13 protein-coding genes are annotated in these 16,701 nt (G+C 70.0%); 3 read left to right on the top strand and 10 right to left on the bottom strand.

The window, feature by feature from the left end; all coding sequences use genetic code 11:
• Nucleotides 1-144 precede the first annotated feature (144 nt).
• Nucleotides 145-1,605: an amino acid adenylation domain-containing protein gene (locus ABZ671_RS20240; protein WP_357860044.1), complete on the bottom strand. Its 1,461-nt coding sequence runs from the start codon at nt 1,603-1,605 to the stop codon at nt 145-147.
• Between the two features lie 135 nt (nt 1,606-1,740).
• On the opposite strand from ABZ671_RS20240, the gene ABZ671_RS20235 reads away from it, so the two are divergent.
• The gene (locus ABZ671_RS20235; protein ID WP_357860041.1) at nt 1,741-2,886 is read left to right on the top strand and encodes a hypothetical protein; all 1,146 of its coding nucleotides are present in this window, start codon (nt 1,741-1,743) and stop codon (nt 2,884-2,886) included.
• Nucleotides 2,887-3,261: 375 nt separating this feature from the next.
• Here the strand turns inward: ABZ671_RS20235 and ABZ671_RS20230 are convergent, their stop codons facing one another.
• From ABZ671_RS20230 to ABZ671_RS20190, 9 genes are all read right to left on the bottom strand, one after another.
• Entirely contained in the window at nt 3,262-4,143 is an 882-nt protein-coding gene (locus ABZ671_RS20230) for a phytanoyl-CoA dioxygenase family protein (RefSeq protein WP_357860038.1), read from the bottom strand.
• Nucleotides 4,144-4,148: 5 nt separating this feature from the next.
• Nucleotides 4,149-4,403 carry a phosphopantetheine-binding protein gene (locus ABZ671_RS20225; protein ID WP_357860035.1) on the bottom strand — a complete coding sequence of 85 codons (255 nt, stop codon included), beginning with the start codon at nt 4,401-4,403 and terminating at the stop codon, nt 4,149-4,151.
• A 21-nt stretch (nt 4,404-4,424) separates the two neighbouring features.
• Nucleotides 4,425-5,609, bottom strand: coding sequence for an acyl-CoA dehydrogenase family protein (locus tag ABZ671_RS20220; RefSeq protein WP_357860032.1), 1,185 nt, complete (start codon nt 5,607-5,609; stop codon nt 4,425-4,427).
• A 385-nt stretch (nt 5,610-5,994) separates the two neighbouring features.
• Nucleotides 5,995-7,236: an acyl-CoA dehydrogenase family protein gene (locus ABZ671_RS20215; protein ID WP_357860029.1), complete on the bottom strand. Its 1,242-nt coding sequence runs from the start codon at nt 7,234-7,236 to the stop codon at nt 5,995-5,997.
• An 11-nt stretch (nt 7,237-7,247) separates the two neighbouring features.
• Entirely contained in the window at nt 7,248-8,582 is a 1,335-nt protein-coding gene (locus ABZ671_RS20210; RefSeq protein WP_357860026.1) for a condensation domain-containing protein, read from the bottom strand.
• Nucleotides 8,583-8,595: 13 nt separating this feature from the next.
• On the bottom strand, nt 8,596-10,215 hold the full coding sequence (gene cmdF / locus ABZ671_RS20205; RefSeq protein WP_357860023.1) for a tyrosine 2,3-aminomutase: 1,620 nt from the start codon (nt 10,213-10,215) through the stop codon (nt 8,596-8,598).
• Between the two features lie 428 nt (nt 10,216-10,643).
• Nucleotides 10,644-11,876, bottom strand: a complete 1,233-nt coding sequence (locus ABZ671_RS20200; RefSeq protein WP_357860020.1) for a cytochrome P450 — start codon at nt 11,874-11,876, stop codon at nt 10,644-10,646.
• Between the two features lie 372 nt (nt 11,877-12,248).
• Nucleotides 12,249-12,947, bottom strand: a complete 699-nt coding sequence (locus ABZ671_RS20195) for a MerR family transcriptional regulator (protein ID WP_357860017.1) — start codon at nt 12,945-12,947, stop codon at nt 12,249-12,251.
• Nucleotides 12,948-13,037: 90 nt separating this feature from the next.
• A complete protein-coding gene (locus tag ABZ671_RS20190; RefSeq protein WP_357860062.1) occupies nt 13,038-13,856 on the bottom strand; it encodes a TIGR03084 family metal-binding protein in 819 nt (272 codons plus the stop codon).
• Nucleotides 13,857-14,325: 469 nt separating this feature from the next.
• On the opposite strand from ABZ671_RS20190, the gene ABZ671_RS20185 reads away from it, so the two are divergent.
• Complete coding sequence (locus tag ABZ671_RS20185; protein ID WP_357860014.1) at nt 14,326-15,486, top strand: epoxide hydrolase family protein; 1,161 nt, start codon at nt 14,326-14,328, stop codon at nt 15,484-15,486.
• Between the two features lie 17 nt (nt 15,487-15,503).
• Complete coding sequence (locus ABZ671_RS20180; protein WP_357860010.1) at nt 15,504-16,442, top strand: cyclase family protein; 939 nt, start codon at nt 15,504-15,506, stop codon at nt 16,440-16,442.
• Nucleotides 16,443-16,701: the final 259 nt, after the last annotated feature.

The raw sequence follows: 16,701 nt of genomic DNA, 5'->3' as shown, positions 1-16,701 counted from the left end.
CTCGGCCCGCAACACAGCGCCGAGATCAGCCGCACGGCGCACCAACTCGACGCGCGACGGCGTGGTGGTCGCTATGGTCATTCATTCCTCCTCGAAGCCGAATCCACACCGACTCTCGCAGCCGTTTCCGGGCCGGGCAACTTCTCAGATGCCCTTCAGCCGTCGACCGTCGACCTTGCCGGTCGCGGTGCGCGGCAACGCGTACGGCACGATCCGGAACCTCATCGGGAGCAGCACGTCGCCGAACCGCTGCCGCACGTGCGCCCGCCACTGCTTCTGCGGCGGGTTGTCCTCATGCGACACCACGTAGGCCACGAGCGACGTGACGATGCCGTCGTCGGAGGGGGCGGCCAGCACGGCGCACTCGGCCACCGACGGGTGCGCGCCGAGCACGGCCTCGATCTCGGCGAGCTCGATCCGGTGGCCCTGGATCTTCACCTGCTGGTCGCGGCGGCCGCGGAACTCCAGCAGCCCGTCCGGCCGCCGCCGGCCCAGATCGCCGGTGCGATACCACGGACCAGGACCACGCCCGGCGACCGGACGGAACGCGGGATGGTCGCGCCCGCCACGCAGATAGCCCGGCGTGACGTACGGGCTGAGCACCACCATCTCCCCCTCGTCCGCCTCGGCGTCCGCGTCGTCGAGCAACAGCACCTCGCGCCCGGGAATGGCCCGGCCGATCGGGACCACCCGGGGCCCGCCCCGCGGGATGTGGTGCCAGGTCGCCGCCACCGTCTCGGTGGGGCCGTAGAGGTTGTACAGCTCGATCTCCGGGGACGCGTTGTGCAGCGCTGCCACGAGATCGGGCGGAACCGCCTCGCCCATCAACACCAGCCGGCGCAGCGGCAACGGTCGCGTGCCGCTCGCGCGGGCCAGCTCACGCGCGAAGCTCGGCACGGTCTGGAGCACGTCGACGCGTTCGGCACCGAGCCAGTCGAGCATCCGGCCGGGGTGAGCGCGGACCTTTTCCGGTACGGGACACAGCGTCGCGCCGGACACCAGGGCGGCGAACGTCTCGCAGATCGCCGGATCGTGCTCGGGGTGCACCCATTGCGCCATCCGTACGCCCGGGGCGAGCCCGAAGGCCGAGGCGAACCAGAGGCTGAACTGGGCCAGCGCCGCGTGGGTTTGCGGCACCCCCTTGGGCCGGCCGGTGGACCCGGACGTGTGCGCGAGGTAGGCCCAGTCGTGCGGCCGTACGTCCGGATCCGGCATGGACGCCTCGGGTAGGTCCGTCACGTCCACGGGTGTGATGCCGGCGTGCGCGGCGTACCAGGTGACGAGGTCGTCCGGGGCGCCGGCGGTGAGCACGGTGGCCGGGCGCACGTCGTCCAGGATCATCCGGCCGCGCTCGCCGGCCGCCCCGGTGCCGAACCAGACCACGTGGGCGCCGGCACCCAGCACGCCGAGCAGCGCTGCGTAGCGGTCCGGGCCGGGTGGGACCCGTACGGCGACCGGACGACCGGCCAGACCGGCGAGCGCGCCGGCGATCCGAGCCGCACGTTCGCACAGGTCCCGTAGAGTGAATTCCTCAGATTCCCACCCGAGAGCGACGCCCTCGGGGGCGCGCTGCCGGATGAGATGGTGTACCACCTCCGCAGTCATGGCGTGAGTCTTGCGGCCGATACGGACGCCGGTCTCCTCCGCGCGTGCCCGCTGGTGGAAGAGAGCACGATGTGAGTTGATTCACGCGCCGTTCTCGCCACAATTGATGGGAAATGACCCGATAAGAAGGCGGCGATGACACCTACGATGCGGGACTGGCTGTTCGCCGGTATCTATTTAGCGCCCTGCCGCTTCGCGAATGTGGCGGCATTCGTCGCCGGTGTCGAGCCCTACCTGCCGCTGGACGACGTCGTGCCGGTCGGGGTGGCGGCCGACATGCTGCGTCGGGCCGCCGCGTCGCTGGACGGCGACGGCGCCTGCGCGGACGATGTCGCCGCGGCCCGCCGGCTCACCGCGGCCCAGCTCCGCGAGCTGGCCGATGCCCCGTTGACGCTCGGCAGCGGCGGGAGGGAGCACGCGGTGATCGCCGCGGCTGGGCCGCTGCGCGACCGGCTCGCCGAGGCCGGCCTGGACGTGGCCGCGATGACCGTCACGGTCGGGTCGGTCCTCCCGGAGCCGTACGTCGCGTCGGAGCGCGCGTCCATCGCACTCGGCGCATCACAGGCCGCCCGGTATCAGCTGGAGCCCGGAGTCTATCTACGACTGTCCCGGCTGCGCCCGTTCTCGAGCATCGCCCAGGCCGCGCGCGGGCTGGTACACGCCGCCGCGGCCACCCGGCCGGACGGCTCCGACCAGGGCCTCGAACAAGGGCTCGCCGAAGTGCTCGGGCTCTGTTACGCGGCGGCCGCGGTGGTGCCGCGCACCGCGTTGCGGTCGATCCTCACGCATGGCCGGCACCCCGCCGCGTCGCCGTGGGCGGGCGTCCGCTCCGGGCACATCCGGCAGGCCGCGCTGCTCTACCGCGAGTTCGGCATCGCCGGCCCGGCCGCGCTGGTGTCCGCCGGGCGGCGGCGCATCGCCGAGGCTGAGGTGGCTGTGCTGACCGGCCGGCACCGTGAGCTCGACCTGCCGCGCGGGCCGGGCGACGAGGTCACCACCTGGCTGCTCGACCACTTCTGCGGCGGGTCACTGCCGTCCTATCTGGTCTCCCCACTCGACCTGGTGCTGCTGGACGCCGTCCAGGACGGGGCCAGCGCCGCCCGAGTGTGTGCCGCTGCCGGGGTGCCGGTGTCGATCGGCACTGCCCGGCTCGAACGGCTGAGCGCGTCCACGGCGCTGTTCGCATTGCCCGGCGGGGTGGTGACTTCCTCGATCCTGCCCCGATACCGGGAAGCCGAGCAGGAATCCGGCCAGCCCGTGCTCCGCTGGCTGGCCAAGTGACGACCAGGACTCAGCGTTCCGGGGCCCGCAGGTCGGGTTTCACCACGGGCTATCGCAACCCCCTGCATCTGCTGGGCCCCGGCGCCGGCGTGGATTTTGAACGCGCGATCTCAGCGCCGCGCGACCTCTCCCCCACCCTGCGTATGGCCGTCAGCGGCGCTGCCGAGTCTCACCAGCTTCCACCGGCCGACAGCACGCTCCCCTTTCCTGACCCGCGTGCTGGACGCCGTCCGCCCAGGGTTTCGGGAATTCGACAAGCCGTTGCTGAGCGACGCCTGGACCCGGGACCACCTCACTCGCGCCGGCGCCCGGTAAACGCCGCAGCCGGTGCGCCTGCTTTCGCAGAGCGCACCGGCTGCTTTCGGCGCACGACCACTACATCAACGGATTCGCACCGCGGGTCCTCGTGGCGAGCTCCTGCTGTGTCCGCTCCAGCAGCAGGTGCGGGTCCTGCGTCTCGACCTGGCCAAGACCGGGCGGGCAGCGGTCCCAGCCGAGCAGCCGCTGCACCTCCTCAGGCAGGGTCAGCACGGTCTCCCGGGGGACGGCCAGATACTGGTTCTCCTCCTGCCGCAGGTTGCCCAGGTCGAGCGCGACGGAGAGGCTGTGCCGCGGCGAGTCCGTGGTGTTGGCTCCACCGCCGTGGTAGACCCCGCCCGGCCACAGTAGCGCGGAACCGGCGGGCATGACCGCCGGAACCGTCTCGGCGTACGCCGGGGCCCGCTCGTCGTCCCAGTGGTGACTGCCGGGGATGACCAAGGTCGCGCCGTTGGCGCTGGTGAAGTCGGTCATCGCCAGCATCAGCTGCAGCCGGCACGGTGGCCCCGGATGCCGCCACAGATGCATCGCATCGTCGCGGTGCAACGGCTGCCGGCCCTGACCCGGATCGATTCTTATCGCCTGGGTAAAGCTGACCTGGATGCTCGGCGTCACCTCCATCCGGACCTTGCCGATCCACATGTGCGTGGGCTGCTGCAGCAGCCGCCGGGCCGCACCGAGAAACTGTGGCTGAAGGACCACGCTGGTCATGTGGCGCGGCGACCGCTGGAACAGGCTGGACAGCCGCTTGGTCTTCTGCCCGTCGTAGCCGCTCTCGCTGTAGCCGGCCGCCTCGAGTCCGGGTCCGAGGTCCGCCCGGAGCCCGGCGAGCGTCTCGGCGTCGACGAAGTCCTCGATGATCACCGCTCCGTCGCGTTCCAGGATCTCCACGACGTCGTCGAGCGAGGTGACCGGGGTGACGTGGGTCAGTTCGGCCATCCCACTCACCCCTCGATGCGGGCCAGGATGTTGCGGGTCACGGTCTCCAGGTCCGGGTCCTCGAACAGGTCGCCGATGTCGAGCGTGACACCCAGTTGCTCCTCGACCTCCGCGGCGATCTGCACGGCGGCGATGGACTGTCCATTGAGCTCGAAAAACGTGGCGCCGGGCCGATCGGAGCCCGGACCCAGGACGTCGGTCCAGATGGCGGCGACCCGCTGGGCGATGTCCGCAGTGGCCGGCTGCTGCTGAGTGGTCATGTCGCTGCTCCTCACAAAAGTTCAGAGGTATTGGGTGTTGGGGGCGAGCCCGCAGGCCACCCGCCCGTACAGTTCGAAGTTCGTATCGGGGTGCATGATCGCGTGCAGGTTCAGCGCCTTGATGTCCCGCTCGATCCGCTGGATCGGCACATCAAGCTGCAACGACGTGCCACCGCTCGCACCAGCCAACAAATCGACAGCTTCCTTCGCCCTCAGACACACCGCGCCGAGGTCCAGACGGACCCGAGCCCGTTCCTCCAACGCCCACGCCTCCCCTGCAGCCGCCTTCGCGTCGATCAGCTCCGCCGTGCGGCGAATATGGAAACCAGCCTCATCCACCCGAATCGTCGCGCCGGCCACCTGCAAATGCGTCAACGGCGCCGCGCTCTGCTCCTCATAATCCGTGTACGTGATCTTCCGGCCCGGCAACCTCGTCAGGAACGCGTCCCGGGCCGCCTGCGCCAGCCCGAAAGCCACCGCACCCACCGTCGTACAGGCGATCGGCATGAACGGCGCACGCCACATCAACGCCGACGGATCCTGCTGCAACGGATGCGCCCCACCGATCACCGGACCCATCGGCAGCAGCCGGTCCTCAGGCACGAACACGTTCTCGGCGATCGTGGAAACACTGCCCGAGCCGCGCATTCCGGTGGTGTGCCAGTCATCGACAATCCGCAGATCACCCATCGGGATCAGCACCATCACCGGCTCATACTGCCCATCAGGAGTAGGCCGGACCGCGGCGTTGACATTCCACGCACTCTGCAAACAGCCCGTGTTGAACGACCACTTGCCGTTGACCTGATAACCGCCCTCGACCGGCACAGCCATCGCGCTAGGACTCAAAATGCCACTGATCCGCACATCCGGATCCGCGAACACTTCCTCACGCACCGAATCCGGGAACAGGCCAACCATCCAACTACTGATCAGCCACACCGACGCAGTCCACGCGGCAGAACCATCACCGCGCGCCAACTCCGCCAGCACCTCCGTGACAGTCCGCGAATCCGACTCGAAACCGCCGAAACGACGCGGCACCCGCATCCGCAACAAACCCGACCCCGCAAGGGCCTCGACCGTCGCGGCGGTAAGACGACGCTCATGCTCGGACTGCTGCGCCTCGGCCCGCAACACAGCGCCGAGATCAGCCGCACGGCGCACCAACTCGACGCGCGACGGCGTGGTGGTCGCTATGGTCATTCATTCCTCCTCGAGTCCCGACGCCATCGGGTTCGACTTTCGCAGGTACGGCAACTGCGACGCATCTCCTGAGCTGCCATCTCGCCCCGTTTGCGGGAGGGCCCGAAACAAGCGCGGAGATGCGACCGCCGGTGGCGGCGCAGTACCTGGCCGCCGTCCAAGCCGTTCAACGTGGGGGCCTTACCCGCGAGGTGGCGCGGGCCGCGCGTGCGGAAACAGTTCTTGAATAACCCCCGAAACGCCACCCAGAGCTCCGACACATGGGCGGACGTCAGTTCAGATCCTGGGGAGAGATTGCGGCTAACGGCTTTCCCGAGCGCCGCTCACCCGGTCAGTGGTCGCCTACGACCACTGACCGGATTCGGGACAACACGTCTGGTGCCGGTCAACGACGCGCGCTATGCAGCCTCAGCTGGGCGTACCCGCGGTTGGCCACGGTGGTGAGCAGCACGGCCGAGCTGGCGTGCGTACGCCCGGTGGAAAGGTCGCGCCAGATCCGTTCGAGGCGTGTTCCTTCACGCACAGCCGGGCTGCCGGCGGTCGGCTGGAGGATCTCGTCGACGGCCCGCCAGGCCAGCTCGGTGGCCTCTCGACAGGTGATCGCGATCCGCAGGTCTTCCTCGGGGGTGAACGCCCCGATCGGTTGCTCGGACAGCTCGTGCCAGCGCCGCGACGCCGCGAGCACGAGCGTCTCGGCGGCGTCGATCATGCCGCTGGCCTTCCCGTACCAGAGCTGAAAGTCGGGATCCTCCGCCCTGGGCAGGAACGGCGGGAGGATCGTGGTGCGGGAGAACATCAGCTCCGTGTACGCGTCGAGCGCGCCCTGGCACATGCCGACCGCGATGTGCGCGCCCTCCAGCGCCATCGAGCTCGCCGGCGCGCCCCCGTACTGCGGGTGCTCGTGCAGCTCGCGCCCCGGGGTGCCGTCGGTCACCGAGATCTCCTCGAAATTGATCTCGATGCCGAAGTGATCGGGGATGTGCCCACCGGAGATCCGGATGCTGTGCGACCCGCTGCCCTTGAGGCCCAGCTGCCCGCCCCAGTCGTCGAGCATCTCCCACTGATCGCGGGGAGCGATGAACAGCAGCCGGCGTGGCGAGTTCGCGTCATCCCCGGCGATCACGGTGTTGCCGATCAGGTGGGTCGCGTACGGCGCGCCGGAGCAGTACCTCCACACGCCGTCCAGGATCCAGCCGCCGTCCTCGGCGCGCCTGGCTGTTCCGTACGGGGCATTGACGAGCGGCGCGATGAAGTCGCCGCCGCTGAAGATCTCGGCCTGCGCCTTCTCCCCGAACATGCTGCCGGCGAACAGCGAGTGTGCCGCCCCCAGGCAGTACATCCAGCCCGTGGACGGGCAGGCACGGCACAGGGTCATCACGATCTGCAGGAACGTGTCGAAGCCGAACTCGTAGCCGCCGTACCGCTTGGGCACCGTGATGCGGTAGAAGCCCGCGTCCCGGAACGCCTGATGGGTGTCCTCGGCGTAATAGGTTCGCTGCTCGGTCTCGTGCTGGCGCGCCACCAGGGCGGGCACCATGGCCTTGGCCCGCTCGATGAGCACGGCCGGGGTGACGTCGGGCTCGGATGGCATGGCCGAGCCCCGCACGGCGTTCTCAGTGACGGTCATGGCGTCGGACCTCAAATCGCCGAATCCGGGTCGGCCACCATCTCGCCGATCACGCCGAGGAACCCGGTCACCTGCTCGTCGACCTCGGCCTGCTCGAACAGGTGGCGGCTGAAGCTGAGCCCGCCGACCACTTCCGTGTTGCTCAGGTGCATCGACCAGATCATGCCGTCCGGAGTGTCGGAGCCGACCGGCTGCGGGATGACCCGCCGCCAGATCGCCGTGTACTCGAGGTCGCCGATCCGGTCACCCTGCATCAGGTAGGGCGGCTGGACGGCCTGGAACAGGGTCGGTACCGCGTCGGGGCCGGCCGAGGACATCAGCTCGGGCGCCTCGGCGAGCACGTGCAGCAGCGGCAGCTCGTGCGAGAAGGCGCCGATGCAGGCCGTCCTGGTGCGGGCGATGACATCGCGGAAGGTCCGGCAGCCGTCCAGATCCACCCGCAGCGGGACGAAGTTGAAGAACGACCCGACCGTGGACTGGAAGCGGTGCTGGCGGCCCGGCGCGAAGGTGGGCACCACGATGTCGGTCGCCTGGGTACGACGGTTCACGAAGACGGTGAACGCGGCGAGCAGCACCATGAACGGCGAGCTACGCGTCGCCTTGGCCAGCCGGGACACCTCCGTGCTCAGGTGCGCGTCGGTGGTGAAGCGGTGATAGCTCGTCGCAGGGGCCTGCCCGGTGCGGCGCACCGGCGAGACCAGGATCTTGGCGCCGCGCAGCGTTTCGCGCCAGTACGCCCGCGAAGCGGCCACCGTCGGCCCGGCGGCCTCCTCCTGCTGCGCGGCGACGTAGTCCCGGTACTGGGTCACCTCGGGCAGCTGCGGCTCGTTCCCAGCCGCGCGAGCCGTGTAGCACTCCGCCAGGTCCCGCAGGATCACCTGGATCGACCAAACGTCGGCGGCGCTGTGGTGGGCGCACAGAACCAGTACGGAGTCCTGGTCGTCGAAGCGGCCGAGAACGGCCCGCAGCAGCGGGACCTGGTCGACCGGGAACGGCCGGGTCTCCGCCTCGATCATGAGCTGCTCGGCGCGCCGGTCCCGGTCCGCGCCCGGCGGCTCGTCCAGGTCCACCACCAGCAGCTCGGGCTGTACGGCGGGCAGCACGCTCTGCGCGCCGCCGTTCTCCAAGTGCACCACAGTACGCAGCGCCTCGTGCCGCTCGATCACATCGGCCAACGCCAGGCGCATGGCCTGCACGTCGACGCGGCCGCGGACCCGCCACCCGAAGACCTCCGTGTAGTGCGGCCCGAACGGCCCGGCTTCGAAGCCTTGGGCAAAGATGCAGAGGAACTGCTGCTGCAGTGAGAGCGCCGCGGTTGCCTGCCGGGTTTCCGAAGTCGTGGTCATGTGAGATCTCTCCTCAGTGAAGGCTGACGCCGGCGTTCTGGAGGGCATCGAGCAGAGTGCCGCGTTCGAGTTCGGCGGCGACCAGCTCGAGGTCGTCCGCCATGTAGCGGTCGTCCTCGAGGGTCGGCACGAGCGACCGGATGGTGTCGTACGTGACCCGGCCGGCCGGACTCAGCCGGTCGAGGCGCCCGGAGACGTCCACCGCCTGCGCGCCGGCGAGGAACTCGAGAGCCAGGATGATGTTGTTGTTTCGCAGCACCCGGCGCGCGTTACGGGCGGCGATCAAGCCCATGCTGACCACGTCCTGGTTGTCGCCGTTGGACGGCACGCTGTGAATGCTGGCCGGGCCGATCGTCCGGTTCTCCGCGATCAGCGCGGTGGCCGGGTACTGCGCGCCGGCGAAGCCGCTGTGTAGTCCCGGCTCGCCCTTGATCAGGAACTCCGGCAGGCCGTAGTTCAGGTGCTTGCTGAGCAGGCGGTTGCTGCGCCGTTCGGACAGCACCCCGAGCTGGGTGAGCGCGATCGTCACGAAGTCCATCACGAACGCGATCGGTTGGCCGTGGAAGTTCGCGCCGTGGAAGATCTCCCGGTCGGTGAAGAACAGCGGGTTGTCGTTGGCCGAGTTGAGCTCGATCTCGAGCTTGAGCCTGGCGTGCCCGAGGGTGTCCCGGACCGCGCCGATCACCTGCGGCACGCAGCGCAGCGAGTACGCCTTCTGCAGGAAGACATCGGAGCGGAACACCGAGCCGTTGCCGTTGCCGTTGCCGTTCTTCTTGCTGGCGGCCACCTGCCGGCGGAGATCCGCGTGCTCGACGGTCAGCCTGCTGCCGTTCATCAGCGCGCGCATGTTGGCGGCGCTGGCGATCTGGCCGGCGTGCGGGCGGGCTTCGTGGCCCTCCGGCTGGAACGGGCTCATCGAGCCCTGCAGCACCTCGATGACCAGCGCGGCGGCGATCTCGGCGTGCCGTGCCTGCGCCAAGGCGTACTCGGCCACCAGGGAGCCGACGCCGGTCATCGCCGACGTGCCGTTGATCAGCGCCAGGCCCTCCTTGAAACGCAGCTGAAGCGGCTCGATGCCCAGCGAACGCAGCACCGGACCGGTCGGCGTCTTCACTCCGTCGCGCAGCAGGTAACCCTCGCCGATCAGCGAGCTCGCCACGTGTGCGAGCGGTGCGAGGTCGCCGCTGGCGCCCAGCGAACCGATCTCCGGTACGGCCGGCGTAAGGCCCTCGTTGAGGTAGAGCGCGATACGTTCGAGCACAGCGGGCCGCACGGCCGAGTGCCCCTTGGCGAGGGCGTTCAGCCTCGCGGTGAGCATGGCCCGCGCCTCGGGCTCGCTCAGCAGCGGGCCGACGCCGGCGCTGTGGCTGCGTACCAGGTTGGTCTGAAGCTCGGTCTCCTTGGCCGTGTCGACGAGCATGTAGATCATTTCGCCGTAGCCGGTGGTCACCCCGTAGACCGGGATGTTCTGCCGCACGGTCTCCTCGAACTGGTCCCGGCTCACGGCCGCGCGCTGCAGCACCCGCGTGGTGAGCGCGACCGGGGCGTGCTCCTCGGCGACGCGGCGCAGATCTGAAAGGCCGAGCGTCTCGCCATCGAGATCGACGCCGACATCGGTTCCGACCGTCGTCATTTGCGCTCCCTATTAGTATTGCGAACGGATGGTCACAGCACTGCTACATGGCCGCGTCTCGATTCTCATCACCGCCGCGAGGGCCACGCATCTTCGTGATTGCCGCCGCCCGCCCAACGGTGCGCCATCCCGACACCCGCCCGGTCCAACGAGCGGCGTCCACCGGACAGGCTCATCACGCCGGAAACGGCTGATCCGATCCCGGCCAGATCACCGTCCTGGTCAGCGAGACCGGCGACCGGATCACGAAAATCACCGTCTCGTCCAAGCTCGGGCAGGCGCAGCCGGCAGGACAGTCGGGCGTTCGCCCGGCGGCTCGCGCTGTCGCCGGCGGCCTAGATAGCGGCGGCGCGAGGACTGTCGGGCGGTGGAATCCAGCTGTGGCGCTGAAACGGCGGCGGGGCGTGCGCCCGCCGCCGGACCGGCGTTCAGAGGTGGATCGGCAGCGCGAGGCGGCCGTTCATGATGAACGTGCCCTGCCCGGCCAGTTCCTTCGGCTCCACCGCCAGCCGCAGCCCCGGGAAGCGCGTGAACAGCGCCTCCACCGCGATGCGCACCTCCAGCCGGGTCAGCGCCGGGCCGAGGCACCGGTGCACGCCGTGCCCGAACGCCAGGTGCCGCTTATCCGCGCGCCGGGCGTCGAACTCCCCCGCGGCGGCACCGTGCAGCTCCGGGTCGCGGCCGGTCGCGGCGTAACTGACCAGCACCGGGTCGCCCCGGGAGATGGTCACGCCGGCGATCGTGACGTCCTCCGTTGCGAACCGGAACGGCAGGTACGCGACCGGCGCGTCGGTGCGCAGCGTCTCCTCCACCACGTCGTCCCAGTCCACCTCGCCGCCCGCTGCCAGGGCGCGCTGGCCGGGCCGGGTGAGCAGCGCCAACACGGTGTTCGTGATGAGGTTCCTGGCCGGCTCGGCGCCGGTGTTGAGCATCAGCTGCGCCAGGCCGACCAGCTCGGCATCGGACCCGGCGCCCGCCCCGGTCACCGGACATCCGCTCGGCTGGGCCGCGATCAGGTCGCTGATCAGGTCCTCCCCCGGCTCCCGGCGCTTCGCCGCGACCAGGGCCTCGATCTTGCTCCGCAGCAAGGCGAACTCCGCGGCCGCCTTCTGCGGGGTCGACTCGACGTACCCGGCGCGGTCCAGGATGCCGTCCGGGTCGCCGTCGGGCACGCCGAGCAGCTCGCCGATCACCCGCGACGCCACCGGGTGCGCGTACCGCACCTTGAGATCGACCGGCTCGCCCGGCCGCTCGGCCGCATGCTCGGCCAGCTCGTCGAGCGCGCGCGTCACGACCCGCTCGACCCGCGGCCGCAACGCGGCGATCCGCTGCGGGCTGAACGCTCCGGCGACGAGCCGGCGCTGACGAGCGTGCGGTTCACCATCCGCAGTGGACATATTGTCCATCCGGGCCCAGGCGATCAGCGGGAAGTCTGGGCCGAGGCTGCCGTCGACGTACGCCGGCCAGTGCTGCCGGGCGTTCCTGGCGAACCGCTCGTCCGCCAGGACCTGCCGGGCGGCGTGGTAGCCGGTCACCGACCAGGCCGCGACTCCGCCGGGCAGCAGCACCCGGGTGACCGGCCCGTGGGCCCGGAGCCGGGCCGCCTCGCCGTGGATGTCGGTGCCGGCCGGATCGATGACGAACAGCGGGTCGTCGTCCACGTCTGCCTCCTGTGAGGACGGATCGGTGCAGGCCACTCCCATGGTGTCCAGCGGCCGCCGCCGCGGGCGTCTTCCACGGTGCTGACTCCGTCGTCGGCGGGAGCGGCAAGCCGCTGATCCTGCTGCCCGGTCCTGGGCATCGCGCAGGACCTGTTCTACCCGGCTTCGCGGCCTCGCTCACCTCCCGGACCACCGGACAGCGGGTACGTCGCGAGGCTCGGTTTACTCTGCTCGCCGTCGGTGACGACGGGTGAGCAAAGTCGTTCGAGGGGTCGGCGATGGTATCCCGCACGGCGTCGTCGTTGCGCGCCTTGAGGGTGGCCCTGTCGGAAGGGTCATGCCCGCCACGCCAGAGGCGGGCGGCGACCGAGGTCACTGCTCAGGCCGGGCATCGTCGTACGGGTGCTGCGCGGCTCGCTGCGGATGAGCCGGCGATGATCGCGCGCAGGGCTGCGGAGCTGCGCAGGCGGCCTGCGGCGCCCGGATCGCGAGGCGCCGCAGGGCGTCGAACGCCGCGTCGAGGGTCACCAGACGAGCCACGAACACTGCCCGGTCGAGCGGCCGGGTGGACGACTCCGCCATACGCCAGGGAAGGAGTTCGAGCAGCCGGGCACCGGTTTGTTCGGCTATGGCGGCAAGCGCGTCGAGGTCGGCATCGTCGAGCAGCGCAACAGCCTCAGCGAGTATGTCCCGCTGATGTTCGTCCGGCTCGACGTGCCAGCCGCAGCGCTCCAGCAGTGCGTCGACGCGAGCCTGCGCGGCGCTGGATGTCGGTGACGCGGGTCTGCTCTCCATGCCCCGGCTGACGGCACCGTAAAGCTCCAAGGCCGACACGGCACGGTCGTCCAAGGCTCGCAGCACGTCCCGCACGGCGGAGATGCTGAGACGGCCCATGCCGGTCAGGACCCGGATCAGGCGGAGCCAGAGCAGATGTTCATGGCTGTACGCCGCCTGGTTGGGCGCCGTGGACGCGCCCTGCGGCAGCAGCCGCTCGCGCAGGTAGAACTTGATCGTGGAGACTGGGACACCGCTGCGAGCACTGAGTTTCGAGATACGCATCGCATTGGCCATGAGCGCTTCCTCATCCGTCACGTGCCCATACCGGCGGGACATGCCGACAGCGCGTCCCGCCGGAAACCGGCCAGGGGGTGGTGCGCATCGTCAGGCGGACAACTTGGACTCGGCGAACTGACCGGGTGTACGTCCCTTGCCGGCCGGGCCGCGATACGCCTGCGCCAGCCCGAGCCACGTCTGCGCATCGGCGCCGGTGGCAACCAGGTCGAGGTCGCTGTGGTGGCGGCGGCGGGTCGCGAGCAGGCACAGATCGACTGCGGAGCCGGTGATCGACTGGGTCGCATCGGCCGGGCCGAAAGTCCACTGCTCACCGCTGGGCGCCGTGATCTCGAAGCGGAACTGCTCGGCCGGCGGGGTCAGGTCGTGGGACTGGTAGCCGAATTCCCAGGTGTGCACGACGAACTGCACGATCCGTTTGATGCGGTCGGTGTGTCGCCGTTGCACGCCGAGCGTGTCGGCGATGTCCTGGCCGTGCGCGAACAGCTCGGTCATGCCGGCCGCGCACAACACGGGTGCCGGGAGCGGCCGGACGAGCCAGGGCACGAGCGTCCCGGCCGGAACGACCGCGAGCTTCGCGATGCTGGCGTCACGCTCGGCCCGCCATCGGGCGAGCAGCTCCTCATGCGGCAACACGAGGTATTCGTCCAGCGCGGCGTTGACCGCCCGGTCGAACGCGCCGAAGCCGGTGCCGATGCGCTGGGTCAGGGCTGTGAACGCGTCCGGGTCGGCGGCGGCTAGGCCGGCGATGCGGAAGACGAACGCCAGGTGGCCGACCTGGTGGGCGACGGTCCAGCCCTCGGCGGGCGTCGGCAGCTTCCATTGCTCGTCGGCAAGGCCGGCGACCATCCGGTCGACGTCCTCGGCACTGGCGCTCAGGTCGGCGATCACGTCGTAATCGGTCACGATTGAACCTCCGATCGAATGGATGGAACGGGTCGGACGGATTCCTCAAGCCTGCGGCGGGTTCGATCGCCGTGTCGTCTCCGCCCGTGCCCGTACGCGACGTCGCCGGTCAGAGCGGGCGTTGTTGGGCATGTGCGCGATGCGCATGTACGCCCACAGCCGCCACGGGCGGGGGCCGCCGGCGATCACGTCCCGGCCGGCCGGAAGGTGCGGCTGACGTCGTACGGGTCGTCCGGCGGCGTGACCTCGACCCGGCCGCGATGCAGCTCGGTCGCCGTCGTCGTGTACGCGGAGCGGAACTACGGGCCCGCCGACGCTGGCGCGGCGGCCACCGGCAGGGCATCTCCCGGCATGCGGAATCCGTGCCGTGGGCAGGCCGCAACATCAGAGATGCGGCCCCGCTTGTACGGGCTGCATATTGGCCTCATCCGTACCACGCGGGATACCGCCGCCAGACAGATGGGAACACAGCATGCGACCGTTCCGTGTGGACATTTCGCAGTCCGCCCTGGACGACCTGGCGCGCCGGCTGGCGGGCGTGCGGTGGCCGGAGCGGCTGCCGGAGACCGGATGGGACCGCGGGGTACCCGTGGACTACTTGCGCGAGCTGGTCGGGTACTGGCGCACGCGGTACGACTGGCGCGCGGCCGAGGCTGAGCTCAACAGGTACCCCCAGTTCATCGCGGACATCGACGGCGCGGACGTGCATTTCCTGCACGTGCGCTCGCCGGAGCCGGACGCGCTGCCGGTTCTGATCACCCACGGCTGGCCCGGATCGGTGGTCGAGTTCCTCGACATCATCGGCCCGCTGACCGATCCGAGGGCGCACGGCGGCGACCCGGCCGACGCGTTCCATCTGGTGATCCCGTCCATTCCCGGGTTCGGCTTCTCCAGCGCCAACGGGCAGCCTGGCTGGAACGGCATGCGGGTGGCGAACGCGTGGGCGGAGCTGATGCGGCGGCTGGGCTACGAACGGTACGTGGCACAGGGCGCCGACTTCGGCTCCCTCGTCTCCTACGCCCTGGCCCTGGTCGACCACGAGCACGTCGTCGGCCTGCACCTCAACACGCTGGTCACCACGCCCAGCGGTGAGCCCGATGAGACGGCCGACCTCAGCGAGGCCGACCAGGCACGGCTGGACCGGTCGGAGCGCTTCCGGACCGAGCTGGCCGGTTCCATGAAGCTGATGGCGACCCGCCCGCACACGGTCTCCTACGCGCTGACCGACTCCCCGGTCGGCCAGCTGGCCTGGATCGTGGAGAAGTTCAAGGACTGGGCGGACGCGCCGCGGCTACCCGAGGACGCGATCAGCCGGGACCGGATCCTCACCATCGCGAGCATTTTCTGGCTCACCGCGACCGCAGGCCCCTCGGCCCAGTTCTACTACGAGACCGTGGCGCACCTGCCCATCACGACGAGCACGGTCCGGTACCAGCCCATCAGCCAACCCATGGGCGTCGCGGTGTACCCGCACGCGCCGTTCGTACCGGTGCGCCGCTTCGCAAGCCGGGACCTGCCCACCATCGTGCACTGGGCCGAGTTCGACCGCGGCGGTCACTTCGCCGCGATGGAGGAGCCGGACCTGTTCGCGGCCGATCTGCAAGCGTTCGCCCGGCTGTTGAAGGACCGCTGAGACCGAAGGGAGCCGAGGTGACCGGGCAGCAGACCACAGTAGAGGACTTCCGGGCGACCGGCGAGCGGCTGCGCAACTGGGGTCGCTGGGGCACCGAGGACGAACGCGGCGCCACCAATCTCATCACCCCTCAAGCGTTGGTGGCCGCCGCCGGGCTGGTCCGCAAGGGCGCGGTGTTCGACCTCGGCATCCCGTTCGATCGCGACGGGCCGCAACCCGGCACGCACCGCATCAACCCGATCCACTTGATGTCCGAGACCGGCGACCAGCAATTGTTCTCCGGCGGGTTCCGGTACGCCGACGACTACATCTTCATGCCGTTGCAGTGCGCGTCGCAGTGGGACTCGCTGGCGCACGTGTACTACGACGACCAGATGTACAACGGCTTCGCGGGCCGGGACGTGTCGGTGAAGGGTGCCGCGCGGTGCGCCATCGACAAGCAGGCCAAGGGGATCGCCGGGCGCGGCGTGCTGCTGGACGTGGCCGCGCTGCACGGAGTGGACTGGCTGCCGGCCGGTACCGTCATCACGCCCGACGACCTGGACGAGGCGGCCCGCCGGCAGGGCGGGGTGAGTGTGGGGCCCGGCGACATCCTGCTGTTCCGCACCGGCTGGCGGCGCAAGTTCCTGACCGAGCGGGACCCGGCCGCGTTCATGGCCGGCGAGCCCGGCCTCGGCCAGGACTGCTGCGCATGGCTGCGGGAGCGGGACGTCGCGGCGGTCTGCTCGGACAACTGGGCGATCGAGGTACTGCCTGGCGAGAACCCGGACGTGTTCCTCAACGTCCACATGATCCTGCTGCGCGACATGGGCGTACCGCTGGGCGAGATGCTGGACTTCGAAGAGCTGGCCGCCGACTGCGCGCAAGACGGGGTATGGGACTTCCTCTTCGTGGCGCCGCCGCTGAAAATCAGCCGGGCGGTCGCCTCTCCGATCAACCCGCTGGCCATCAAGTAACCGGACAGCCAGACAGGGGCGCCGCCGGTCACGGCGGCGCCCCTGTCCGGCCCTGTGCGCCGGGCTATCCGTTCCTCGTCGACCGTCTTGGCGCCGTTGGCCCCAGACCGCACCCCATCCATTCTTAGCCGCACCTTCCGTCACGAGGCGCGCACCGCCACACCGTCCAGGTCGCCCGCGATGTTGACTGGAGCCCCGGACACAGCGCACTCCAAAAGATCCGCGCTGCGCGGTCGCGTGTGACAGTGGAGCGGCACCC

Origin of the sequence: Micromonospora sp. NPDC006766 (assembly GCF_040636055.1) — a bacterium.
Classification (GTDB): Bacteria; Actinomycetota; Actinomycetes; order Mycobacteriales; family Micromonosporaceae; genus Micromonospora.
This window is presented reverse-complemented; position numbering and strand designations above follow the sequence as displayed.

Excerpts from the sequence above, each read along its gene's own strand:
- ABZ671_RS20240 (WP_357860044.1), bottom strand. The coding sequence starts at position 1,605 with ATGACTGCGGAGGTGGTACACCATCTCATCCGGCAGCGCGCCCCCGAG.
- ABZ671_RS20235 (WP_357860041.1), top strand. The coding sequence starts at position 1,741 with ATGACACCTACGATGCGGGACTGGCTGTTCGCCGGTATCTATTTAGCG.
- ABZ671_RS20230 (WP_357860038.1), bottom strand. The coding sequence starts at position 4,143 with ATGGCCGAACTGACCCACGTCACCCCGGTCACCTCGCTCGACGACGTC.
- ABZ671_RS20225 (WP_357860035.1), bottom strand. The coding sequence starts at position 4,403 with ATGACCACTCAGCAGCAGCCGGCCACTGCGGACATCGCCCAGCGGGTC.
- ABZ671_RS20220 (WP_357860032.1), bottom strand. The coding sequence starts at position 5,609 with ATGACCATAGCGACCACCACGCCGTCGCGCGTCGAGTTGGTGCGCCGT.
- ABZ671_RS20215 (WP_357860029.1), bottom strand. The coding sequence starts at position 7,236 with ATGACCGTCACTGAGAACGCCGTGCGGGGCTCGGCCATGCCATCCGAG.
- ABZ671_RS20210 (WP_357860026.1), bottom strand. The coding sequence starts at position 8,582 with ATGACCACGACTTCGGAAACCCGGCAGGCAACCGCGGCGCTCTCACTG.
- cmdF (WP_357860023.1), bottom strand. The coding sequence starts at position 10,215 with ATGACGACGGTCGGAACCGATGTCGGCGTCGATCTCGATGGCGAGACG.
- ABZ671_RS20195 (WP_357860017.1), bottom strand. The coding sequence starts at position 12,947 with ATGGCCAATGCGATGCGTATCTCGAAACTCAGTGCTCGCAGCGGTGTC.
- ABZ671_RS20185 (WP_357860014.1), top strand. The coding sequence starts at position 14,326 with ATGCGACCGTTCCGTGTGGACATTTCGCAGTCCGCCCTGGACGACCTG.